Source organism: Paracoccus marcusii, assembly GCF_028621715.1.
In the GTDB taxonomy this organism is placed as follows: Bacteria; Pseudomonadota; Alphaproteobacteria; order Rhodobacterales; family Rhodobacteraceae; genus Paracoccus; species Paracoccus marcusii.
Map to the genome: position 1 here is coordinate 2,742,596 of NZ_CP117466.1, position 24,013 is coordinate 2,766,608.

19 protein-coding genes are annotated in these 24,013 nt (G+C 68.8%); 12 read left to right on the forward strand and 7 right to left on the reverse strand.

Annotated features, from left to right (window positions below):
- The first annotated feature begins 54 nt into the window (after positions 1 to 54).
- From PRL19_RS13595 to glmM, 7 genes are all read left to right on the forward strand, one after another.
- Complete coding sequence (locus PRL19_RS13595) at positions 55 to 561, forward strand: peptidylprolyl isomerase (protein WP_273743275.1); 507 nt, start codon at positions 55 to 57, stop codon at positions 559 to 561.
- Complete coding sequence (locus PRL19_RS13600; RefSeq protein ID WP_252928240.1) at positions 554 to 1,231, forward strand: peptidylprolyl isomerase; 678 nt, start codon at positions 554 to 556, stop codon at positions 1,229 to 1,231. Before PRL19_RS13595 ends, PRL19_RS13600 begins: the two co-directional genes overlap by 8 nt.
- Positions 1,232 to 1,405: 174 nt before the next feature.
- Entirely contained in the window at positions 1,406 to 3,949 is a 2,544-nt protein-coding gene (locus PRL19_RS13605) for a putative PEP-binding protein (RefSeq protein ID WP_273743276.1), read from the forward strand.
- Positions 3,950 to 4,273: 324 nt separating this feature from the next.
- Positions 4,274 to 4,870: a cell wall hydrolase gene (locus PRL19_RS13610; protein ID WP_052714635.1), complete on the forward strand. Its 597-nt coding sequence runs from the start codon at positions 4,274 to 4,276 to the stop codon at positions 4,868 to 4,870.
- Positions 4,871 to 4,911: 41 nt separating this feature from the next.
- Positions 4,912 to 5,709, forward strand: a complete 798-nt coding sequence (locus tag PRL19_RS13615) for a dihydroneopterin aldolase (RefSeq protein ID WP_273743277.1) — start codon at positions 4,912 to 4,914, stop codon at positions 5,707 to 5,709.
- 6 nt (positions 5,710 to 5,715) lie between these two features.
- Entirely contained in the window at positions 5,716 to 6,708 is a 993-nt protein-coding gene (gene folP, locus PRL19_RS13620; protein ID WP_420704396.1) for a dihydropteroate synthase, read from the forward strand.
- Positions 6,705 to 8,048: a phosphoglucosamine mutase gene (gene glmM, locus PRL19_RS13625; RefSeq protein WP_148912271.1), complete on the forward strand. Its 1,344-nt coding sequence runs from the start codon at positions 6,705 to 6,707 to the stop codon at positions 8,046 to 8,048. Before folP ends, glmM begins: the two co-directional genes overlap by 4 nt.
- Positions 8,049 to 8,120: 72 nt before the next feature.
- On the opposite strand, the gene PRL19_RS13630 is transcribed toward glmM, so the two are convergent.
- Both PRL19_RS13630 and dksA read right to left on the reverse strand, forming a co-directional pair.
- A complete protein-coding gene (locus PRL19_RS13630) occupies positions 8,121 to 9,239 on the reverse strand; it encodes an FAD-dependent oxidoreductase (protein ID WP_273743278.1) in 1,119 nt (372 codons plus the stop codon).
- A 67-nt stretch (positions 9,240 to 9,306) separates the two neighbouring features.
- Entirely contained in the window at positions 9,307 to 9,729 is a 423-nt protein-coding gene (dksA, locus tag PRL19_RS13635) for an RNA polymerase-binding protein DksA (protein ID WP_045984066.1), read from the reverse strand.
- Between the two features lie 173 nt (positions 9,730 to 9,902).
- Between dksA and PRL19_RS13640 the strand changes: the two genes are divergently transcribed.
- Together PRL19_RS13640 and PRL19_RS13645 are read left to right on the forward strand one after the other, a co-directional pair.
- Positions 9,903 to 10,745, forward strand: a complete 843-nt coding sequence (locus PRL19_RS13640) for an AAA family ATPase (protein WP_273743279.1) — start codon at positions 9,903 to 9,905, stop codon at positions 10,743 to 10,745.
- 105 nt (positions 10,746 to 10,850) lie between these two features.
- A complete protein-coding gene (locus PRL19_RS13645; RefSeq protein WP_148912273.1) occupies positions 10,851 to 12,137 on the forward strand; it encodes an O-acetylhomoserine aminocarboxypropyltransferase/cysteine synthase family protein in 1,287 nt (428 codons plus the stop codon).
- A 50-nt stretch (positions 12,138 to 12,187) separates the two neighbouring features.
- Here the strand turns inward: PRL19_RS13645 and PRL19_RS13650 are convergent, their stop codons facing one another.
- Entirely contained in the window at positions 12,188 to 13,168 is a 981-nt protein-coding gene (locus PRL19_RS13650; RefSeq protein WP_273743280.1) for an SIMPL domain-containing protein, read from the reverse strand.
- Positions 13,169 to 13,369: 201 nt separating this feature from the next.
- Between PRL19_RS13650 and PRL19_RS13655 the strand changes: the two genes are divergently transcribed.
- Entirely contained in the window at positions 13,370 to 16,273 is a 2,904-nt protein-coding gene (locus PRL19_RS13655; RefSeq protein ID WP_273743281.1) for a hypothetical protein, read from the forward strand.
- A 6-nt stretch (positions 16,274 to 16,279) separates the two neighbouring features.
- Here the strand turns inward: PRL19_RS13655 and PRL19_RS13660 are convergent, their stop codons facing one another.
- Entirely contained in the window at positions 16,280 to 17,287 is a 1,008-nt protein-coding gene (locus PRL19_RS13660) for a TraB/GumN family protein (RefSeq protein ID WP_273743282.1), read from the reverse strand.
- 184 nt (positions 17,288 to 17,471) lie between these two features.
- Between PRL19_RS13660 and PRL19_RS13665 the strand changes: the two genes are divergently transcribed.
- A complete protein-coding gene (locus PRL19_RS13665) occupies positions 17,472 to 17,759 on the forward strand; it encodes a co-chaperone GroES (RefSeq protein ID WP_045981205.1) in 288 nt (95 codons plus the stop codon).
- Between the two features lie 45 nt (positions 17,760 to 17,804).
- Positions 17,805 to 19,451 carry a chaperonin GroEL gene (gene groL, locus PRL19_RS13670; RefSeq protein ID WP_045981206.1) on the forward strand — a complete coding sequence of 549 codons (1,647 nt, stop codon included), beginning with the start codon at positions 17,805 to 17,807 and terminating at the stop codon, positions 19,449 to 19,451.
- Positions 19,452 to 19,532: 81 nt separating this feature from the next.
- On the opposite strand, the gene PRL19_RS13675 is transcribed toward groL, so the two are convergent.
- From PRL19_RS13675 to PRL19_RS13685, 3 genes are read right to left on the reverse strand one after another with little or no spacing between them, the layout of a single operon-like run.
- The gene (locus PRL19_RS13675) at positions 19,533 to 21,056 is read right to left on the reverse strand and encodes a Ppx/GppA family phosphatase (protein ID WP_273743283.1); all 1,524 of its coding nucleotides are present in this window, start codon (positions 21,054 to 21,056) and stop codon (positions 19,533 to 19,535) included.
- A 54-nt stretch (positions 21,057 to 21,110) separates the two neighbouring features.
- Positions 21,111 to 23,276 carry an RNA degradosome polyphosphate kinase gene (locus PRL19_RS13680; RefSeq protein ID WP_273743284.1) on the reverse strand — a complete coding sequence of 722 codons (2,166 nt, stop codon included), beginning with the start codon at positions 23,274 to 23,276 and terminating at the stop codon, positions 21,111 to 21,113.
- Positions 23,277 to 23,304: 28 nt separating this feature from the next.
- A complete protein-coding gene (locus PRL19_RS13685) occupies positions 23,305 to 24,009 on the reverse strand; it encodes a P-loop NTPase family protein (protein WP_331497796.1) in 705 nt (234 codons plus the stop codon).
- Positions 24,010 to 24,013 lie beyond the last annotated feature (4 nt).

Genomic DNA, 24,013 nt, shown 5'->3' on the forward strand with positions numbered 1-24,013 from the left:
GCAGGGCAGCGACAGACCCTAGATCAGGGGTCGCACCTGACAAAGGAGGGCCTCATGGCCGATATCAAGGACCCGGAAAACACCATCGTCATCCAGCTCAAGGACGGCCCCGTCGTCATCGAGCTGCTGTCCGACGTGGCCCCCAAGCATGCCGAGCGCATGAAGGAACTGGCCCGCGCCGGCGCTTATGACAACGTGGCCTTCCACCGCGTCATCGAGGGTTTCATGGCCCAGACGGGCGACGTGGCCCATGCGAACATGGAAAAGGACTACAACCCCGGCCGCGCCGGCACGGGTGGATCGGACAAGCCGGACCTGCCGGCCGAGTTCTCCAAGCTGCCCCATGACCGTGGCACCATCGGCGCCGCGCGGTCGCAGAACCCGAACAGCGCGAACAGCCAGTTCTTCATCAACTTCAAGGACAACCATTTCCTGAACGGCCAGTACACCGTCTATGGCCGCGTCATCGAGGGGATGGAGCATGTCGACAAGATCGCCCGTGGCGAGCCGCCAGTGAACCCGGACCGCATGATCAGCGTCAAGGTGGCCGCCGATGCGTAAGGCCGCGCTGATTCCGGCCCTGCTGATGCTGGGCACCGCCGCGACCGCGCAGGGGACCAACCCGCAGGTCGAGGATACCGACGGCCCGAACATGGTCATCGAGGTTGCCGACGCCGAAGGCACGTCCAAGGGCACGATCGTGCTGGACCTCCGCGAGGATCTGGCGCCCAACCACGTCGCCCGCCTGGTCGAGCTGACGAATTCGGGTGCCTATGACGGCGTGGTGTTCCACCGCGTCATCGACGGCTTCATGGCGCAGACCGGCGACGTCGAGAACGGCCGTCAGGACGGCGACACGGCGATGGCCGGGATGGGCGGTTCCGACCTGCCAGACCTGGAGGCCGAGTTCACCGAACAGACCTTCGACCGCGGAACGGTTGGCATGGCCCGTGCCATGGACCCCAACAGTGCCAACAGCCAGTTCTTCATCGACCTGGCCCCGGCGCCGTTCCTGGACGGTGAATATACCGTTGTGGGTCAGCTGATCGAAGGCTGGGACGTGCTGGACTCCATCAAGAAGGGCGACGCCGCCACCAATGGATCGGTGACCGAGCCCGACTACATGATGACCGTGACCATCGCGGACGGTGACACGGCCGCCCCCGCGGAGGAGGCACCCGCTGCCGACGCCCCGGCCGAGGAAGCCCCGGCGGAAGACGCCGAGGGCTGATCCCCATGCGATCCGATCAGGGGGCCACGGTCCCCTGATCCCCCTCCCTGCGGGGATATCCCTTCTTTCATCGACGATCCGGCGCCATGCGCGGACGCGCCGCATGGTCCTCTGCTGCACTGCCGCATAATGGCCTTGCGGGACTGCGGTCGCCGCCCCTAGGATGCTGGGGTCATGACCAGCGCACCCCCACCCGCCACCGCATTGCTGATCACGCCCTCGGCCCCGATCAGCCGCGAGCTGCATGGGTGGCGTGCGAAATGCCTGCAGCGGCTGGTCCGGATGCAGCTTCCCGTCCCGCGCAGCTTTGCGATCCCTGCCGACACCGTCCGCATGATCGCCCAGGGACGGCGCATCCAGCCCGACGCCCTGTTGGACATCTTTGCGGGCAGCGGCTTGGTCAGCGTGCGCCCCTCGGCCGCGATGCCGGAATGGGGCGGGCCCGGAACGGTCCTGAATGTCGGCATCAACGATGCGCTGCACGCGCGGCTGGCCGAGGTGATCGGGCGCGACAATGCGGACGCGGTCTATCTGTCCTTCGTCCAAAGCTATGCGATCCATATCGCGCGGCTGGACCCTGACCTGTTCACGCAGGACGGCCCCGATGCCCTGGCGGCCAGCCTGCGGCACTACCAGGACGAGATGGACCAGCCCTTCCCCCAGGACCCCACCGAACAGCTGTCCGAGGTGCTGCGCAGCATGGCGCGTGCATGGGACGGGCCGACCGCCCGCCTGCTGCGTCAGGCCAAGGGTGCGCCCGCGGATGCGCCCTTGGGTCTGGTGGTGCAGGAAATGGCGCTGGCGCTTGGTCCGGGCATCTGCGGATCGGGCACGATCCAGTTCATCGACCCCGTCACCGGTACCCCGCGCGTCACCGGACGCTTTCGCGGCCAGCGCCACGGCGCGACCGTCGGGGCGGGCGCCGAGACGCTGTTCCTGACCCGCGACGACCGCGGCCCCGCGCTGGAGGACACCGCGCCCGAGATCTTTGCCGACCTGGTCCGCTTCGGCATTGCCGCCCGCGAGCGCCTGCGTGAGGAGATGCAGATCGAGTTCGTCGTGACCGAGGGCCGGATCAGCGTCATCGACGCCACCCGCGTGGCCCGTGGCAGCCGCGCCGGCGTCCGCATCGCGGTCAGCCTGGCGCGCGACGGTATCATCCCCCCCGAGGAGGCGCTGATGCGCGTCGAGCCGCGCGCCCTGGCCGACCTGCTGCACCATCAGGTCGACCCGCGCGCGCCCCGCGACGTGATCGCGCGCGGCATCGATGCCAGCCCCGGCGCCGCCACCGGGCGCATCGTCTTTTCCGCCGCCAGCGCGCAATCTGCCCATGCACGGGGAGAACCCTGTATCCTGGTGCGGCGCGAAACCGTGCCCGAGGACATCCGCGGCATGCACGCCTCGGTCGCGGTGCTGACCGAGCGGGGCGGCACGACCAGCCATGCGGCAGTGATCGCCCGCGGCCTGGGCCTGCCCTGCATCGTGGGCGCCAGCGGCCTGACCATCGACGCCCGCGCCCGCACCGTGCGTGCCGGATCCCGCATCCTGCACGAGGGCGACGAGATCACCATCGACGGCAGCTCTGGCGAGGTTCTGGCGGGCGCGGCCGTCCTGCTGCCCCCCGCGCTGGACGATGCGTTCACGCAGCTGATGGACTGGGCCGCGGATGCGGGCGGCATGGGCGTGCGCGCCAATGCCGACACCCCCGAAGATGCCCGCGCCGCCCGCAGGTTCCAGGCGCAGGGCATCGGCCTGTGCCGGACCGAGCACATGTTCTTCGACGCCGAACGCCTGCCCGCCATGCGCGAGATGATCTTTGCCGACACCCCCGAGGATCGGCGCCTGTCGCTGGACCGCATCCTGCCCATGCAGCGCCAGGATTTCGCCAGTCTGTTCGAGATCATGGCCGGCCTTCCCGTCACCATCCGGTTGTTTGACCCGCCACTGCACGAATTCCTGCCCCATGACCGCGAGGGGCTGCGCGAGCTGGCCGAATCGCTGGACCTGCCGCTGTCGGACGTGACCCGGCGCGTTGAGGCGCTGACCGAATTCAACCCGATGCTGGGCATGCGGGGGGTCCGTCTTGGGATCACCGTTCCCGAAATATATGACATGCAGGCCCGCGCGATCTTCGAGGCGACCGTCCAGGCCAGCCGCAAGGGCGACCCCGTCGTCCCCGAGATCATGATCCCGCTGGTCAGCGCCATGCGCGAGGTCGAACTGGTCAAGACCCGCATCGACGCCGTCGCGGCCGCCGTCAGGAACGAGATGCGCACCGATTTCACCTATCGCCTCGGCGTGATGGTGGAAACGCCGCGTGCCGCCCTGCGTGCCGGCGACATCGCGGCCCACAGCGCCTTCCTGTCCTTCGGCACGAACGATCTGACGCAGATGACCTATGGCCTGTCGCGCGACGATGCCGGGCGCTTCATGGGAACCTATGTGGGCCAGGGGGTCTATGCCGAGGATCCCTTCCATGTCCTGGATCAGGACGGGGTCGGCGAGCTGTTGCTGATCGGCGTGCAGCGCGCCCGCGCGCAGGCTCCGGGCATCACCCTGAGCGTCTGCGGAGAGCATGGCGGCAACCCCGAATCCATCGCGTTCTGCCATCAGGCAGGCGTGGATTACGTGTCCTGTTCACCCTTCCGCGTGCCGGTCGCGCGGCTTGCGGCGGCGCAATCGGCCATCAGAAACCGCCCGCCTGTGCCCCGGTCGTGATTCTGCAACTGCAAGTTGCTGATTTGTCTGGACATAACATCTGACCCTTACACCCATGTGCCGGAAGTTGCCGGTTTCCGCGCAACGGCGTGGCGGATTGCTGCCCAAAACTGCCCCGAACGGGCCGGTTCCGGGCCTCACGCCGAAGTGGGATGGCACAGCAGATGCCGAAAATCCTAATCACATCGTCAGCCCGCCCGGCGTGACAGACCATCCCTGTCGACCGGGCATTAATGCCCCGTCAACACGGGACCTTGTATAGGACTGTACATGCCCAAGCTGTCGAAACGGCTGGCGCACGCTCTTTTATGTGCGGCAACAGCCATGCCCCTTCTGACGACCACTGCCCTTGCCGGGGGAAACGGATCGCTTTTTTCCGCCGATACCGGCATGTTCGGCGCTTTGCAAGCCGCCGCGAACGCTCCGCGGCCCACGCCTTTGCTTTATACCGACGCGATGCCCGTCACGGTCGAGATCACTCCCGATGAGCCCGTCGAAACCCTGCATCTGGCCAACACGCGCAAGGTGATTTCCCGCGCCGATCTGGACTGCATGGCAGAGGCCCTCTACCACGAGGCCCGCGGCGAAGGTCGTCAGGGTCAGATGGCCGTGGCCGAGGTCATCCTGAACCGCGTCGACAGCGGCGCCTTTCCCCGCACCGTCTGCGGCGTGATCAACCAGCCCAGCCAGTTCAGCTATACCATCGGCGGCGCCAAGCCGATCCGCAACAAGGCCGCCTATCTGCGCGCCCAGGACATCGCGGCCGAAGCCCTGGCCGGCGCACCGCGCCAGCTGACCGGTGGCGCCACCTATTTCCACACCCCGGCGGTCAGCCCGTCCTGGTCGCGCCGTTTCCAGCGCACCGTCCAGATCGGCCGCCACATCTTCTATCGCACCAATCAGCGCGTCGCCTCGAACTGAGGTCTGCGGCGGGGGTTGCCCGCGCCGCGGATTTGCTGTGAATGGCGGATATGGAACATCCCGACCGCATCTTTCTGCGCGACCACGTCCTTTCGGCCGAGATCGGCGCCTTTCAATCGGAACGCGGCCTGGATCAGCGCCTGCGATTCAACCTGACCGTGGATCTGCGAGAGACAGTCGCGGGCAGCGGCGATCATGTCGACGCCGTGCTGTCCTATGACGTACTGACGCAGGCGGTCGACACGGCGCTGGCCGATCAGCGCTACAACCTGGTCGAGACGCTGGCCGAACGCATCGCCGCCGAGGTGCTGGCCCATCCCCGTGCCGCCCGCATCACCGTCAGCGTCGAAAAGCTGGACCGCGGTCCGGGCGCCCTTGGCGTGTCGATCATCCGTCATCGGGGCCGCGTGCCCGCCACGGGCGTGGCCGCGCAGGTGGCGATCCTGGTGCACGCCCCCGGCGCTCCGCTGGCCCCGGGGGCGGTCGTGATCGTCCCGGGCGCCAAAACCATGACCGATGACGGCCCGCATGCCCGCCGCCTGGCGCTGTTGTCGCTGGATCAGGCCGCATGGCGGCTTGGCGGCGACCTGGGCATTGAGGTGGCCGAGACCCGCACCGAACTGGACGCCGCGATCCAGCTGCGTCAGCCGGTGATCTGGGCGCCCACGCGTCTTGCCGCCGATGCCCCGGATGCAGGCGACGGTCCCGACAGCCTTGCGCTGTGGCTGGCGGGGCGTCTTGGGGCCCATCACATCGATTTCGCTGGCCCCGCCGACAGGCCGCTGCCGGTCGTACCGGACGGGTTGGCGGTCAGCGTCGCGCATCTGCGCACCGCCTGACATCCGATGATGCAGGACGGCCTCTACTATCGCCCCATCCCGCAGGATCAGGGCGGCCGTTGGCCCCTCGCCGGGGGGTGGACCGGGTTCACGCATCTGGAATGCCTGCAACGCGGCGCGGCCCCGCGCATCGTCGACAGCGCACCCGATCGCGTGATGGTGGCCCTGACGGCCCCGCGGCCGTCCGTCCTGGGCCTGACGCTGGACCGGCCGCGGCTGATGGGCATCGTCAATGCGACCCCCGACAGCTTCTCGGATGGCGGCCGATACGATCCTGCGTCGCAGGCGCGTACCCTGGTGGCGGATGGGGCGGACCTGCTGGACATCGGCGGCGAATCCACACGTCCCGGAGCCGAGGAGATCGCCGTCCCGGACGAGATCGCCCGCATCCTGCCCGCGATCGAGGCTGCCCGCGGCCTGTTGCCGATATCGGTCGATACGCGCAAGGCTGCGGTCGCGCAGGCCGCGCTTGCCGCCGGGGCCGGTATGGTCAACGACGTGTCGGGCTTTGATTTTGACGCGGGACTGGCGCCCCTGGTGGCCGGTGCCGGGGTACCTGTCTGCCTGATGCATGCGCAGGGGCTGCCCGCCACGATGCAGGACAACCCGCGTTACGACGACGTGCTGCTGGACGTCTATGATGCCTTGGCCGCACGCATCGACCGGGCGGTCCGGGCGGGCATTCCCGCTGATCGCATCGTGATCGATCCGGGCATCGGCTTTGGCAAGACGGAGGCGCATAATCTGGCGATCCTGCGGCGGATTTCGCTGTATCATGGGCTGGGCTGCCCGATCCTGCTGGGCGTGTCGCGCAAGCGTTTCATCGGCCGGATCGGCGGGGCCGACCTGGCGGCAGAGCGCATGCCCGGCACGCTGGCCCTGACGGTCGCGGCCGTGGCCCAGGGGGTCCAGATCCACCGCGTCCACGATGTCGCGGAACACGCACAGGGGCTGCGCTTGATCGCGGCCCTCAACAAGAACGGGAAGGCAGGGACATGAGCAGAAAGCTTTTCGGCACCGACGGGGTCCGCGGGCGCGCCAACACCTATCCGATGACCGCCGAGATGGCGCTGCGCCTTGGCGCCGCCGCCGGTCGATACTTTCGCCGCGACGGGCGCAACCGGCACCGCGTGGTGATCGGCAAGGACACGCGCCTGTCGGGCTACATGTTGGAAAACGCGCTGACGGCGGGGTTGACCAGCACGGGCATGAACGTGCTGCTGCTGGGCCCGGTGCCGACACCTGCCGTCGGGTTCCTGACGCGGTCGATGCGGGCCGATCTGGGGATCATGATCTCGGCCAGTCACAACCCGGCCGAGGACAACGGCATCAAGTTCTTCGGTCCCGACGGCTTCAAGCTGTCCGACGAGGCCGAGGCCGAGATCGAGGCGCTGGTCGCGGGCGCGCTGGACCCCGTCGCCCCGGCCAGCATTGGCCGGGCCAAGCGGATCGACGACGGTCGGGGCCGCTACATGGAGTATGCCAAGACGACCTTCCCGGCCAAGCTGCGGCTGGACGGGCTGAAGGTGGTCTTGGACTGCGCGAACGGCGCCGCCTATCGCGCCGCGCCCGACGTCCTGTGGGAACTGGGCGCGGACGTGATCCCCCTGGGCGTCGAGCCGGACGGGTTCAACATCAACGACGGCGTCGGAAGCACGCATCCCCAGGCCTGCGCCGATGCGGTCCGTGCCCATGGCGCGCATCTGGGGATCAGTCTGGACGGCGATGCCGACCGGGTGGTGATCGTGGACCAGACGGGCCGCGTGGCGGATGGTGACCAGATCATGGCGCTGTTGGCCGGGCGGTGGGCCGAACAGGGCCGGCTTGCAGGCGGCGCCCTGGTCGCCACGGTCATGTCGAACCTGGGGCTGGAGCATTACCTGACCGCGCGCGGCCTGCGGCTGGAACGGACGCAGGTCGGCGACCGCTATGTGGTCGAGCGCATGCGCGAGGGCGGCTTCAACCTGGGCGGCGAACAGTCGGGTCATATCGTGATGACCGACTATGCCACCACCGGCGACGGGCTGGTGGCCGCGATGCAGGTGCTGGGCGCGATGGCCGAGACAGGTCGGGCGGCAAGCGAACTGGTCGCGCAGTTCGAACCCGTGCCGCAGATGCTGAAGAACGTCCGCTATGCCGCGGGCGCCGATCCGCTGGCGGCCGAGCCGGTCAAGCGCATGATCGCGGATGCCGAGGCGCGGCTGGCGGGATCTGGAAGGGTGCTGATCCGGAAATCGGGGACCGAGCCGCTGATCCGGGTGATGGCCGAGGCCGAGGACGAGGCCGTCCTGCGCGAGGTCGTCGACGGCATCGTCGCGGCGGTCGAACGCGCAGCCTGATTTGCGTCCCGCGGCGGCCGGGGGGCTATGCGCCCCCCGGACCCCCCGTCGCGGAGGGGTGCCGATGTCGGATCAGGGTATCTGTCCCACCGGATCGAAGTCATAGAGCCAGTTGAAACGGGCGGGCATCAGCGACGGCGCCAGGCGGTCCGCCACGCGCAGCACCGAATGCGCGCCGATCCGCATGACACCCCCGAAATGATAGTTGCGGGCATTGGCGTTCGCCGCATCGACGATCCGGGTCACGCGCGGCTGGCGCAGCGCCTGATAGCGGGCCAGGGCCTGCGGCTGATCCGGGATCGCGTCCAGGCAGGCGGCCAGCGTCCAGGCGTCCTCGATGGCCATGCCCGCGCCTTGGGCCAGAAAGGGCAGCGTCGGGTGGGCCGCATCGCCCAGCAGGGCAAGCCGGTCGTCATGCCAGCGCGCCGCGACCGGATGGCGGAAGAGACCCCACAGATGCGTATGGTCCACCTGGGCCAGCCAGCCCGGCACCGGCCCGCCCATGCCCGCAAAGGCCGCGCGCAGGCGGTCGGGGTCGCCGGGATGGGACCAGCCCTCGTCCTGCCAGCCCGGGCGTTCCTCGACGGCCACGATGTTGCGCAGGCCGCCGGGCAGCGGATAGCTGACCAGATGCCTGCGCGCGGCCATGAAGACCTGCGCGACGGGCGCGCCTCCGGGATCGGGGATCAGGGCGCGCCATGCGGTCTGGCCGGTGAAGAATGGCACCTGCTGGCCGTTCAGTGCTGCCCGATGCGTGCTGCGCAGCCCGTCGGCGGCGATGGTCAGGCCATCGGTATCAGCCGCCGTCACGCCAAGCTGGATCGTTACGCCCGCCTGCCGTGCCGCATCGGCCAGCAGACCGATCAGCCGGGCGCGGTGGATCAGCAGAAAGCGCGCCTCCGGGCGATGCGCCCGAAGGTCCATGCGCAGCACGCGCCGCCCGCGTTCGTCGTTCAGCTGCACCGCGTCCGTGCGCAGCGCGGCGCCATCCAGCGCGGTTCCCAGGTCAAGCGCATCCAGCACCCGCACCGCATTGGCCGAAATCTGGATCCCCGCGCCGACTTCGCCCAGTTCGGGCGCGCGTTCCCGGACCGTGACCTGCGCCCCGCGTCGCGCCAAGGCCAGCGCCGCCGTCAGGCCGCCGATTCCGGCGCCGATGACGGTCACGGGACGGTTCTCAAGCGCGGACATGGATAGGACCTCCGGATGTGACAAGGCCCCGCACCGGGCGGGGCCTGGCGCGGCGCTGACGGATGGATCAGTCGTCGCGGTGGACGCGTTCCTTGCGCTCGTGACGCTCCTGCGCCTCTAGCGTCATGGTTGCGATGGGACGGGCATCCAGACGACGCAGGCTGATCGGCTCGCCGGTCATCTCGCAATAGCCGAAATCGCCGGTCTCGATGCGGCGCAGCGCGGCGTCGATCTTGCTGACCAGCTTGCGCTGACGGTCGCGGGTACGCAGTTCCAGCGCGCGGTCGGTCTCCTCGCTGGCGCGGTCGGCCAGGTCGGGTACGCTGCGGGCGCTGTCCTGCAGTCCTTCCAGGGTCTCGGCCGACTGGCTGAGCAGTTCCTGCTTCCAGGCCTCGAGCTTCCGCCGGAAATATTCGAGCTGACGCTCGTTCATGAAGGGTTCGTCCTCGGCGGGGCGATAATCCTGGGGAAGGAAGGTCTGGGCTTTCATTACGTCCTCCGGCGGCGCCGGGCGGAGCAAAATTACCGGCACCTTGCGCGGTCCCTTAAAGTATGACGTGCTGCTTGTCACTAGGGTTCAGGGCGCTAATGATGCGCGGCGTGCAATTCGCCGCAACTTTGCGGGCAGTTGCGGCCAAGCACCTTGCGCTAAAGGAGAGTTTCATGCAGTTCACGGGAACCGACCGCTATGTGGCCCCGCCCGATCTGGCCTTGGCGGTGAACGCCGCCGCCACGCTGGAACGCCCGCTGCTGGTCAAGGGAGAGCCCGGAACCGGAAAGACGGAGCTGGCCCGGCAGGTCGCCGCCAGCCTGGGCATGCCCATCATCGAATGGCACGTGAAGTCCACGACCAAGGCGCAGCAGGGGCTGTACGAATACGATGCGGTCAGTCGGCTGCGCGACAGCCAGCTGGGTGACGCGCGGGTGAACGACGTGTCGAACTATATCCGGCGGGGCAAGCTGTGGCAGGCCTTTGCCGCCCCCGCACGGGTCGTGCTGCTGATCGACGAGGTCGACAAGGCCGATATCGAGTTTCCGAACGATCTGCTGCAGGAACTGGACCGGATGGAGTTCCATGTCTACGAAACCGGAGAGACGGTGCGCGCCGCGCACCGGCCCGTGGTCATCATCACCTCGAACAACGAAAAGGAGCTGCCGGACGCGTTCCTGCGGCGGTGCTTTTTCCATTATATCCGGTTTCCCGATGCCGCGACCCTGCGCGCCATCGTCGAGGTGCACCACCCGGGGCTGAAACCCCGCCTGCTGGACAGCGCGCTGTCCCAGTTCATGGAGTTGCGCGACGTGCCGGGGCTGAAGAAGAAGCCCTCGACCAGCGAGTTCCTGGACTGGCTGAAGCTGATCCTGGCCGAGGACCTGTCTCCCGAGGATCTGGCCCGCGATCCTGCGACGATGCTGCCCAAGCTGCACGGCGCGCTGCTGAAGAACGAACAGGACGTGGCCCTGTTCGAGAAGCTGGCCTTCATGGCGCGCCGCCAAGGCCGCTGAGAAGAGGATTTCCCCTGCCCCGGTCCCCCGCCGGAGAAGCCTTTTCCCGATTGCCGCCCGCCCGGCCCGGCGACTAGGCTTGCGCCACATCGGAGGGAGGACACTATGAGCGATCAACAGGGTTTCGACACGCGGGCGATCCATGCGGGGGCGGCCGCCGACCCGGCGACCGGGGCGCGGCAGGTGCCGATCTATCAGACGACGGCCTATGCCTTCCGCGACGCCGACCACGCCGCGCGCCTGTTCAACCTGCAGGAGGTCGGATACATCTATTCGCGCCTGACCAACCCGACCGTCGCGGCGCTGCAAGCGCGCGTCGCGGCGCTGGAGGGGGGTGCGGGCGCGGTCTGCTGTTCGTCGGGCCATGCGGCGCAGATCATGGCGCTGTTTCCGCTGATGGCGCCCGGGCGCAACATCGTGGCCTCGACCCGGCTCTATGGCGGCACCGTGACCCAGTTCAGCCACACGATCCGGCGGTTCGGATGGTCGGCCAAGTTCGTCGATTTCGACGACCCCGAGGCGCTGCGCGCGGCGATCGACGACGACACGCGCGCGGTCTTCTGCGAATCGATCAGCAATCCCGGCGGGTCGGTCACCGACATTCCGGCGGTCGCGGCCATCGCGGATGCGGCGGGGATCCCGCTGATCGTCGACAACACGCTGGCCACCCCCTATCTGTGCCGCCCGATCGAGATGGGCGCCACGCTGGTCGTGCACAGCCTGACGAAATACATGACCGGCAACGGCACGGTGACCGGCGGCGTGGTCGTGGACAGCGGCACCTTCGACTGGTCCGCCAGCGACAAGTTTCCCAGCCTGTCGGCCCCGGAACCCGCCTATCACGGTCTGAAATTCCACGAGACCTTCGGCAACATGGCCTTCACCTTCCACGGCATCGCCATCGGGCTGCGCGATCTGGGCATGACCATGAACCCGCAGGGTGCGCATTACACGCTGATGGGGATCGAGACGCTTGGCCTGCGGATGGAACGCCATGTCGCCAACGCGCAGAAGGTCGCCGCCTGGCTGGAGGCCGACGACCGGGTGGAGCGGGTGACCTATGCCGGCCTGGACAGCTCTCCGTGGAACGCGACGGCGCGCCGGCTGTATCCCAAGGGCGCCGGGGCGCTGTTCACCTTCGCGATCAGGGGCGGCTATGCGGCGGCGGTCAAGCTGGTCGATGCGTTGTCGCTGTTCAGCCATGTGGCGAACCTGGGCGATGCGCGGTCGCTGGTGATCCATTCGGCCTCCACCACCCACCGCCAACTGACCGAGGATCAGCAGCGCGCTGCCGGTGCCGCCCCCGAGGTCGTCCGCCTGTCGGTGGGCATCGAGGATGCGGACGATCTGATCGCCGACCTGGATCAGGCCCTGGCCAAGGCCACGGCCTGACGAAACGGGCCGGGGGTCGCCCCCCGGCCCGTCCCTGCAATGTCGTCCGATCAGTTCGCCGGGGTCTCGGGCAGCGGCTCGACGATGCCGGGCACGATCGGTTCGTCCGGCGCGGGTGCGCCGTCGCCGGGCATCGGCGGATGCACGGGGCTGCCGTCAGGCCCGCCCGCCGGACCACCCGCGGGACCTCCATGTTCGGGGCCACCATGCTCAGGCCCACCATGCTCGGGGCCGCCATGACCGCGGTCGCCGTGATGCATGCCCATGCCGTGCGGCGGCATCGGCGCACAGGCACCCTCTCCGGCCAGCGCGTATTCGATCTCGACCTGGGCGGCCATCTCGACCTCTCCGGCCTGGACGGGCACGGCATCGGCCATCGCGGCCTCCATGCGCATCATCGGGCGCGGTCCGCCCGTGCCGGTCTGAATGTCGCGCAGCGTCAGCACCGGGCCCACGTCGACGCCCGCGGCCTCTGCCAGCAGCTCGGCCTTGCGGCGTGCGTCGGCCACGGCATCGCGGCGGGCCTGATCCTGCGCCTCGGCGCCATCCTCGCGGCTGAAGGTGATGCCGTTGATCTCATTGGCACCTGCGGTGACGATGGCGTCCAGAACCTCGCCCAGACGGGCCAGGTCGGACACGCGCACCGCAACGGTGTTCGTCGCCTGATAGCCGGTGACGGTCGGGGCCTGGTTCTCGCCGTACTGCATCAGCGGGTTCAGGTTCAGCCCCGAGGTCTGGATCTGCGCCTCGTCGATCCCGGCGCCGGTCAGCGCCTCGATCACGGCGCTCTGCTGGGTGCTGTTCTGCTCCATCGCGGCGGCGGCGCTGTCGGCCTGCGTGGTCACGCCCAGCTGGACGGTCGCCATGTCGGGGGCGATGCGAGACTGCCCCTCGCCGGTGACGGTCAGGCGCGACGGACCGGCCGGACCGCAGGCCATGGGCGCGGCAAGGGCGGGGGCGGCCATCAGGGCGGTCATGGCCACGGACAGGGCCAGCCGTCTGGCAGGGGGGGCACGGAAGATCGGTCGCATCAGGGGATCCTTTCTGATCGCGTGTTCGCTCAGGCGTTGATGCCCTGACCGATGCCCGCTTCCTAGCCCTTTCACGCGCAAAACCGATCACAGATATGGCAGTTCTTCTTTCAACGTTCCACAATTTGCGGTAGTGGTGATTGGTGAACAATGACGTCGCGGGCACGACCACGCGACGCACCCCGAGCAGTGAAGACAGCCATGAACCAGCACGCCGCGCCACCCGAATTCGCCATGAGCTTTACCCAGGAGGCGGTCCGGCTGGAATGCCGCAACGGCCCGGATTGGCGGCCCCTGGGCCATGCCCGCTTCGCCGGCGGCGACATGGCCGCCGTGCTGAACGGGCTGCGCGAGCAGGCGGGCGGCCAGGCCGGGGAACTGGACACGGTCCTGGTGATCCCCGACGATCAGATCCTGTACACGGTGCTGACGGTCCCCTTCGGCTCGGACACCGCTGCAACCATTGCGCGCGCGCTGGAGGCGTCGACCCCCTATCGCGCCGAGGATCTGGCCTTCGACTGGTGCCCCGCCACGAACGGCGACATCGAGACGTTGCGCGTGGCCGCCGTCGCCCGCCGCACCCTGCACGAGGCCGAGGATTTCGCCCGCGCCCAGGGCTTTCGCCCATCCGGATTTCAGGCGCGGCCGGGCGACGACCGGTTCCAGGGCAATCCCGATTTCGGCCCCTCGCGGCTGGTGCAGGAACAGTACAACCGCCGGCCCTTCAGCGAGCCGGTCCTCAGCCAGGCGCGCGTGACCGCCCCGCAGATCGAGATCGAACAGCCCATCGTCGCCGCGGTGCCAGTCATCTCGCGCATCATCCCGCATGTGGTCGCGGTCCCGGCGGCGGTCGCGGTCCAGCCCGCCACCGACACCGTCGCGCCCCCGACGGGTGAGACGCCTGCCGCGGTGATCCGTCACGGCAGCGGGCCGCTGACCGCAAAGCGCCTGTCGCCGCGGGCCGAGGCCGTGCACAGCCGCGCCGCCGCCGCACGGGCGGAACGCGACGCGGCCGCACCCGCCGAGGACGTCGCACCGACGCTGTCCGACCGCCTGCGCGCCCTGGACCCGGCGCGTCTGCCCGTCCTGGTGGGCGGGCTGGCCCTGCTGCTGGTCGTGGCGTTGCTGTTCCTTGGCCGCCCCGCGCCGCAGGAGGAACTGGCCGAAGCCCCCGTTCCGCAGGCCCCCGTTCCGCAGGCACCTGTCCAGCAGCCCCCCGTCGCGGCACAGCCGCAGCAGACGGCACCCGCCCCGCAAGCGGCCATCCCTGTCGCGCCCACGACGCCGGTCGACCCCGCCCCTGTGGCACAGGAACCGCAGACCGCGCAGACGACGCCTGAACAGCCCGACGCCCTGGATCAGGCCCTGGCCGAGGCGCTGGCCCAGGCCCGTGCGCCTGCCCCTGCATTGACACCGGTCGCCGTGCCGCCTGCAGCATCGATGATCGCGGATCTGACGGCCGCCCCGGCTGCCACCGCGACCGCCGAAGTTGCGCCCGCCGCGGAGCCGACGCCCGCCGAACCTGCACCCGCAGCGACCACGGCGCCGGCACCCGCTGCAACCGCACCGACCCCGTCCGCCGCGCAAACCGCCGCCGCGCAGGCCGAACAGTTGGCGCGGTCGGCCCGTCCTCCCCGGGCGACCCCGGCTGCGGCCTCCGTACCTGCCACGCCCGACCGCCAGCCGACGGTCCCGGCCAATCCGCTGCCGTATGGCGTGCAGAACCAGCCGGCGGCACCGGTAGCGGCCGCGCGGCCGCCGTCGCGCCCCGCCGCGGCACCCGTCGCGCAATCCGCTCCGGCTTCGGCGCCGGCCAATCGCCCCGCAGCAGCGGCCGCCCCGGTGCAGGCCGCCCCGGCGCAGGCCACCGCCACCCCGGCGGCACGCCCGCCCAGCCCGGCCCAAGCGCGTCCCGCCCCGGCCCGGCCTGCGTCCGAGGCTGCGGCTGCCCCGGCACAGCCGTCAGCCCGCCCGCCCTCGCGCCCCGACCGGCTGTCCCTGCTAGACGAAGGCAGCGCGCCCGAGCAGACCGCGGCGCTGACGCAGGCGGAACGCAGCCTGATCATCGATCAGCTGCGCGATTTGCGGACCGCGCAGGCAGGTGACGCGCCGCTGAGCCAGGCCGAGCGCGGATTGGTCTTCCAACTGGCCGACGCCCGGCCCACGCGCCGGCCGGTCTCTGTGCGCGCACCGTCCCAACAGGCCGTGCAGGATGCCGTGGCACAGGGCGTCGATGCCGCCCGCCCCGCCCCGCGGGCCAGTGCGGCGGCCAGTCTTGCCGCACCCCGTCCCGCGGCCATCGATCCCGGCCCCACCGCCGCACCGTCGGGCGCCATCCTGCGGTCGGCCCGCCCGAACAGCCGGCCCGGCACGCGCACCGTGGCCAGCCCCGCGGTGTCGGAACAGGCCGTGGAGGATGCCATCGCATCGGCCATCGGCAACAGCCCTGCCGCGCCCGGCGCGGTGGCGCTGACCGCGCTGACATCGTCGGCCATTCCGCCGCGCCGCGCCGGTGGCGCCGCCGTCAACGCGATGGTGGCCACGGCCGCCCCGGTCGCTGCGGCCCTGTCGCCGTCGTCGCCCGACCTGCGCGCCGCAGCCGAGGCACAGTCGGCCGAGGCCGCGATCGCCGAACAGCGCCGGCAGGATGCCGAATTGCAGGCCCAGGCCGAGGCGCGCGCCCGGTCACAAGCCGCAGCCGACGCCCGGGCCGAAGCTCAGGCTCGTGCCCAGGCCGAAGCCCGCGCCCGCGCCCAGGCCCAGGCCGAGGCGCAGGCCGCCGCATCGCGCAACCAGCAGTACCGCCCGCCCGAGGTCGACAGCGAGCCCGAGGTCATGGCCGCCGTCCCGCAGAACGCCATCGGCAATGCCGCCGCCAGCGCCACTGTCAAGGACGGGATCCAGCTGAGCAGCACCCAGATCATCGGCACGATCGGCGCGGGCCGGGCAAGCCGGGCATTGGTCCGCCTGTCCAACGGTCGCGTGCTGACGCTGCGCATCGGCGACCGCATCAACGGCGGCACCATCAGCGAGATCGGCGACAGCCGCATCACCTATCAGAAACAGGGCCGTGCCCACGCGCTTGGCGTCCTGAACGGCCAATAGATCCGGTCACCCGTCCAGACGGGTGATCGTGAAGCCCTCGTCCTGCAGCAGCGACAGGACCCCCGCCTCTCCGGGCAGGTGCAGCGCACCGAAGGCTGCGACAATTCCCTCATCCCCGGCCTCGGCGGCACCCTCCAGCAGCGGTGCGATCCACGCGCGGTTGCGATCGTCCATCAGCCGGGTCTGGGCCAGGTCCATCTGGCGATCGACCTCTTCCCTGGACAGTCCGGAATTGGCATAGGCGTCGAAACGCCCGAATTCCCAGATCTTCCAGACATCTCCGTCAAAATAGGCATCCGTCAGCGTCACCGCGTAATCGTCGGCATAGCTGGCCGCAGGCAGGCTTGCGCGGATCATGTCCAGCTCCTGTTCGGGCGTCAGGTCCTCGAACAGGCCGAAGATGGTGTCCCACGGCTCCAGCGAGCGGACGGGCATCCCCGCGTCCTGCGCCTCGGCCACCAGCAGGTGGTCCAGGCCGCCGGACTCTCCTCCCTGCTCGGCCATGGTGCGGACCATGCAGGGAGAGACGCCCAGCATCAGCGCGACATACCAGGGCCGCATCCGGGCGGTGATGACACCCGGCGTGCCGCGATCCGACATGGCCTGCGACAGCGCATCCCATTCGTCGGGCGACAGGCGTTCCGGCAGGGTGGGCCCGTCGGGATCGACCATCAGGGTCGGATCCTCGGTCAGCGCCTTGGTCAGGCGGGCCTCCTCGGCGGGGGCGGCCTCGACATAGAGCGCATGGGCCTGATCTATCAGCGGGCGGACACGCTTGATCATCGGCTGGTGGCGCGCGTCGCCGAAGTGATAGGTGCCCACCAGCGTGATGCGCTGATCGTCGCGCACGGCCTGGTACAGCAGGCCCTGGCGAAAGGGGACGTCGCGGCTGGCGGCCTCGATCGCCGCGGCGCGTTCGGCGGGCATGGTGTCGAACAGGTTCTGGCCGGTGCAGGCGGCCATCGCGCCATGTCCCGACAGGGCGAACAGGGCGGCGGCAATCGTCAGTCGCATGGGTATCCTTGCTGGTCCGTCAATGGCCGCCAGACTGTCATGTTTGCCCCCCTGCCGCCAGACACCAGACCGCGATGACCCGTTGACAGGCTTGGGCGATTTGCCTATCTAGCCGTCATTGGCACTCGCACCCGGTGAGTGCCAACAAAGCAACACTGCAACCTGAATCAAGGAGTGTTCGACAATGGCATTTAAACCGCTGCATGACCGCGTGCTGGTCCGTCGCGTCCAATCGGAAGAGAAGACCAAGGGCGGCCTGATCATCCCCGACAACGCCAAGGAAAAGCCCGCCGAGGGCGAGATCATTTCCGTGGGCGAAGGCGCGCGCAAGGATTCGGGCGAACTGATCGCACCGTCGGTTTCGGCTGGCGACCGCGTCCTGTTCGGCAAATGGTCGGGCACCGAAGTCACGGTCGACGGCGAAGAGCTGCTGATCATGAAGGAAAGCGACATCCTGGGCGTGCTGAGCTGATCGGCCCCAAGACGCTTCCCTCCCCCAACATTCAGGAGATTTTCCATGGCTGCTAAAGAAGTCAAGTTCGGCACCGACGCGCGCGACCGCATGCTGCGCGGCGTCAACATCCTGGCCGATGCCGTCAAGGTCACGCTTGGTCCCAAGGGCCGCAACGTGGTCATCGACAAGTCCTTCGGTGCGCCCCGCATCACCAAGGACGGCGTGTCGGTCGCCAAAGAGATCGAACTGTCCGACAAGTTCGAGAACATGGGCGCCCAGATGGTCCGCGAAGTCGCTTCGCGCACCAACGACGAGGCCGGTGACGGCACCACCACCGCGACGGTCCTGGCTCAGGCCATCGTCAAGGAAGGCATGAAGGCGGTCGCCGCCGGCATGAACCCGATGGACCTGAAGCGCGGCATCGACCTGGCCACCTCGAAGGTCGTCGAGGCCATCAAGGCCGCCTCGCGCCCGGTGAACGACAGCGACGAAGTCGCGCAGGTCGGCACCATCTCGGCCAACGGCGAAGCCTCGATCGGTCGTCAGATCGCCGACGCGATGCAGAAGGTCGGCAACGAGGGTGTCATCACCGTCGAAGAGAACAAGGGGATGGAGACCGAGGTCGAAGTCGTCGAGGGCATGCAGTTCGACCGCGGCTACCTGTCGCCCTACTTCGTGACCAACCCCGACAAGATGGTCGCCGATCTGGAAGACGCCTACATCCTGCTGCACGAGAAGAAGCTGTCGTCGCTGCAGCCGATGGTTCCGCTGCTGGAAGCCGTCATCCAGTCGGGCAAGCCGCTGGTCATCATCTCGGAAGACGTCGAGGGCGAGGCTCTGGCCACGCTGGTCGTCAACAAGCTGCGCGGCGGCCTGAAGATCGCTGCCGTCAAGGCACCGGGCTTTGGTGATCGTCGCAAGGCGATGCTGCAGGATCTGGCGATCCTGACCGGCGGTCAGGTCATCAGCGAAGACCTGGGCATGAAGCTGGAGAATGTCGGCATCGACATGCTGGGCCGCGCCAAGAAGATCACGATCAACAAGGACACCACCACCATCGTCGATGGCGCCGGTGACAAGGCCGAGATCGAGGCACGCGTCAGCCAGATCCGTCAGCAGATCGAGGAAACCACCTCGGACTACGACAAGGAGAAGCTGCAGGAGCGCGTGGCCAAGCTGGCCGGCGGTGTTGCCGTGATCCGCGTCGGCGGCATGTCCGAAATCGAGGTCAAAGAGCGCAAGGACCGCGTCGATGACGCGCTGAACGCGACCCGTGCAGCTGTCCAGGAAGGCGTTGTCGTCGGCGGCGGCGTGGCTCTGGTGCAGGGCGGCAAGGTTCTGGAAGGCCTGACCGGCGCAAACAGCGACCAGGACGCAGGCATCGCCATCGTCCGTCGCGCGCTGGAGGCCCCGATGCGCCAGATCGCCGAAAACGCAGGCGTCGACGGCGCCGTCGTGGCCGGCAAGGTCCGCGAGTCGTCCGACAAGTCGTTCGGCTTCAACGCCCAGACCGAGGAATATGGCGACATGTTCAAGTTCGGCGTGATCGACCCCGCAAAGGTCGTCCGCACCGCGCTGGAAGACGCCTCGTCGGTGGCCGGCCTGCTGATCACGACCGAAGCCATGATCGCCGAGAAGCCCGAGCCCAAGGGCCAGGGCGGTGCCGGCGGCGGCATGCCCGACATGGGCGGCATGGGCGGGATGATGTAATCATCCCCCTGCCCCTTGGCAGAACAGGAAAGGGCGCCCCGCGGGGCGCCCTTTTCGCATCCGACAGGGCCGATGGCCCATCTACTTGACGATGCCGACGACGCCGATCGACTTGCACAGCGACAGAAAGCGCGACTGCGCGACCTCGCCCATCAGGTGACGGCCAGTGGATGTCAGGCGCAGTTCCAGCGTGCCGGCCGGGGTCAGCCGCAAGCTGGCCGCATCGGACGGATCGTCGATCGCGAACATCGCGCCAAAGCGCATCGCCTTGCCCAGGATCTCGGCCGCGCGGATCTCGTCGTCATCCAGCAGCGCGAACAGCGGCGCCATCTGCGATTCCGCGCGGTTGTTCTTGTATCGGTGCAGCAGCGCCAGCCCCAGGAAGATCCGCTCGGGGTGGCTCAGCGCCGCCATGTTGGCGCGCGTGACGTTGTCGAAGCAGGCCTCGGCCCGGTAATCGGGGTGGGCGCGCCATGCGGTGTCGTGCAGCAGGCAGGCCGCCCGCATCAGGCGGTCGCGTTGGGGCGTCAGGTTCGGGAACAGCGGCAGCAGGAACTGGTACAGCTTCTTGCCGAAACCCGGCAGGCGGGCCATCTGCTTTTCGGTGAAGCGCGCCGCCTCGATCAGGGGATCGCGCTTGCGAAGCGTCGTCGACATGTGCTCATAGAGCAGCCCTTCGCGAATGCCATAACTGGACACCGCCAGCTCCTTGGGACCGAACACCTCTATCATCTGCGACAGGACCTGCGAGGCCAGCGGCACCAGTTCGATCCGCGAGGCGGAGATGCCGACCTTGGCACGCAACGTGCCCAGGTCGTGCTTGCCGATCCAGGCGACGGTGTCGGCGACGGCGTCGGGGGTCATGCGGTATTCGTGCAGGACGGTCATGGGATAGCCCACGCGCTCCATGTCCAGCCGCGCGATGGCGCGCCACGACCCGCCGACCAGATAGATCCGGTCGTGATCGGTGCCCAGCTTTTCGGCCAGCCCCCGCAGGATCGTGGTGATATGCGCGCGCAGCTGATCGGGGGCGACCTGCTGCAGGCGGAACGGGCCAAGCTGCGACGTCACGCGCCGCCCGACCTTGCCGTCTGCGACCTCCGCCAGCTCCATAGAGTTGCCGCCGATGTCACAAACCAGCCCCTTGGCGTCAGGCCAGCCCAGCAGGACGCCCTGCGCAGACAGCCGGGCCTCCTCCTCTCCGTCGATCACGTGCAGCTTCAGGCCGGTCTCCTTCTCGACGCGGCGCTGGAAGGCGGGGCCGTCCTCGGCCTCGCGCACGGCGGCAGTCGCGACGCAGGTCAGCGGCGCGATGTCCATGCTGCGGGCCAGCGCCGCAAAACGGGCCAGCGCGGAAAAGCCGCGCTTGATCCCCTCGGGGTTCAGGCGGCCGGTGCGGGCCATGTCCTGGCCCAGACCCGCCATGACCTTTTCGTTGTAGAAATAGGCGGGCGAGCGCGCCGCCCCGTCGAACACCACCAGCCGGATCGAGTTCGATCCGACATCCACCACGCCGATCCGCTTTAGGGACCGCTTGGGCAGCTTGCGGAACTTGCCGCCGAATGGCTCGATCGTCTGGCCGCTTGTCGTGCGTACGCCGTTCATCTTGCAGCCCCTTGTCCTTGGTCGCCCGTTAAGTGGCCCGGCGGGGCCAAACCGTCAATCCGCCGAATGGGTCAGGGCCGGCACGTCACGCGCGCCCGCCGTTCCCCGTCCCGACAGGGACGGGTTTTCCATGAAGAAGCGATGACAGTTGAACAGATCGTCACGCCCCTCGGGCAGGTAACGCAGGAAACGGCCATCCGGCTGCAACAACCAGCTTTGCGCCTCGTCGGCCATGTTGGCGGCCATGACCTGGTTGACGATCTGCGCCTTGACCGTGTCATTCACGCATTCGACCAGCGTCTCGACCCGGCGGTTCAGGTTGCGGTCCATCCAGTCGGCCGAACTGATGAACACCCGCGCCTTGGGCGACGGCATGCCGTGGCCGGACCCAAAGCACACGATCCGGCTGTGTTCCAGATAGCGCCCGACGATCGACTTCACACGAATATTCTCTGACAACCCCTTGATCCCGGGCCTGATTCCGCAAATGCCGCGGACGATCAGGCTGATGCGGACACCTGCGGCACTGGCGGCATACAGCGCCTCGATCACGTCCTTCTCGATCAGCGAGTTCATCTTGGCCCAGATCGCGCCGGGGCGGCCTTGGCGTGCATATTCGGCCTCGCGGCCGATCAGGTCGATCAGCCGCGACTTCAGGTCGATCGGAGAGATCGACAGGTTCTCCAGCCCTGCGGGCTGCACATAACCGGACAGATAGTTGAAGACCTTGGTCGCGTCCCGGCCCAGGGCCGGGTTGCAGGTGAACAGCGACAGGTCGGTATAGATGCGCGCGGTAATCGGGTGATAGTTGCCGGTCCCGTAGTGGGTATAGGTCACCAGGCCTTCGCCCTCGCGCCGCACGATGGTGCTGATCTTGGCGTGGGTCTTGTAGTTCACGAAGCCATAGACGACATGCGCGCCCGACCGTTCCAGCCGGCGCGACTGGCGGATGTTGGCGGCCTCGTCGAAGCGGGCCTTGAGTTCGACCAGCGCGGTCACCGACTTGCCAGCCTCGGCCGCCTCGCACAGCGCATCGACGATGGGGCTGTCGCGGCTGGTGCGATACAGCGTCTGCTTGATCGCCAGCACGTCCGGGTCGCGCGCCGCCTGCGCCAGATAGCGCACGACCATGTCAAAGGTCTCGTAGGGGTGATGCAGCAGCATGTCCTTCTGGCGGATCGCCGCGAACATGTCGCCGTCATGGTCCTGGATCCGCTCGGGGACACGGGGGGTGAAGGCGGGCCACATCAGGTCGCGGCGGCTGTCCAGCACCAGTTCGCGCAGATCGGCCATGCCCAGCAGGCCCTCGACCTCGATCACCTCGTCGGGGCTGACCTCCAGCTCCTCCATGATCAGGCGGCGCAGGCGGTCGGGGGCGCCGGCGGTGATCTTCAGCCGGATGACGCTGCCGCGACGGCGCCGCTTCAGCGCGGTCTCGAACTCGCGGACCAGGTCCTCGGCCTCCTCCTCAACCTCCAGATCGCTGTCGCGCAGCACGCGGAAGCTGCAATGGCCCGTGTCGCGATAGCCGGGAAACAGGCTGGACAGATGCATCAGCAGCAGATCCTCCAGCCGCAGGAACCGCTGCCCGCCCGGCAGGGGCACGAACCGCGGCAGCTGCGCGGGGATCGGCAACAGCGCCTGCATCTTGCGGCCATCGGTCTCGCGCGCCAACTCCAGCGCCAGCGAAAAGCCCGCGTTCGGGATGAACGGGAAAGGGTGGGCGGGGTCGATGGCCAAGGGCGACAGGACCGGAAAGACGAGGTTCTGGAAATGGCCGTTCAGGAACTCCTCCTCGGCGCGGGTCAGGCGCTGGCGGGACAGGATGACGATGCCCGCCTGCTCCATCTCCTTGCGCAGCGTGTTCCAGACGCTCTGCTGCGCGCCCATCAGGCGGCGCGCGTCGGCGTTGATCAGGGCCAGCTGTTCCGCCGGTGTCAGGCCGTCATCCGAGGGCGTGGTGCTGCCCTCGCGCACCAGTTCGCGCAGGCCAGCCACGCGGACAGTGTAGAACTCGTCCAGGTTCGTGGCGCTGATCGACACGAAGCGCAGGCGCTCCAGCAGCGGCACGCGGGGATTGCGCGCCTCGTCCAGGACGCGCCAGTTGAACGACAGCCAGGACAGCTCGCGGTTGAAGAACCGTGCGGCGCCTTCGGGAACGCCCTCGGGCAGGGTCTTGGGTTCGGGGAACGGCGTGCGAAGAAAATCGGCTTGGGTCATGATCGTCCGGCGGCTGGCGTGGACGCGATCATGCGTCACCCTCGGACAGCTTGTCCAGCAGGTCGGCCGCGATCCGGCGGGTCACCGGGCCCTTCTGCGCCATGGCCGCATGGTCCATCGCCGCGACCAGCCGACGCGCCAGGCCCAAGTCGCGATCCATGTGCAGCACCAGCCAGTCGATCAGCCCCGCAGGCACGGCCAGCTGGCGATCCGCGAACAGCTTGACCAGTACCGCGGCCATCAGCGCCTCGTCCGGCGACCCAAGCCGCACCTGCGGCATCGCATCCATGCGCGACCGCAGATCGGGCAGCACCAGTCCCCAGTCCCGCGGCGGCGTCCGTGCGGTCAGCAGCAGCAGGCAGTCGCGGGGTCCGCACAGGTTCCACAGATGGAACAGCGCCTGTTCAGCCCCCGCGGCAAAGCCCGCGTGGTCGGCATCCTCGACCACCACGGCGCCGCCGTCGGCGGCCAGCAGATCGGCGGCATCGGGGCGCAGGGCCGAGGCGCTGATGCGGCGCGCGCCGTTCTCGGCCGCCCAGAAGGCCGCCAGATGGGTCTTGCCCGACCCCTCGGGCCCGATCAGCAGCATCCGGCCCGCCGGCCAGTCCTGGGGGCGGTCCAGCGCCTTGAGCGCGGCATGGTTGGCAGGCGCGGGCAGGAAATCCGCCCGCGCATGGGCGGGCGGCGTGGTCAGGTCCAGCGTCAGCTGGCGCGAGGGCGGAAACAGGCTCAACCCG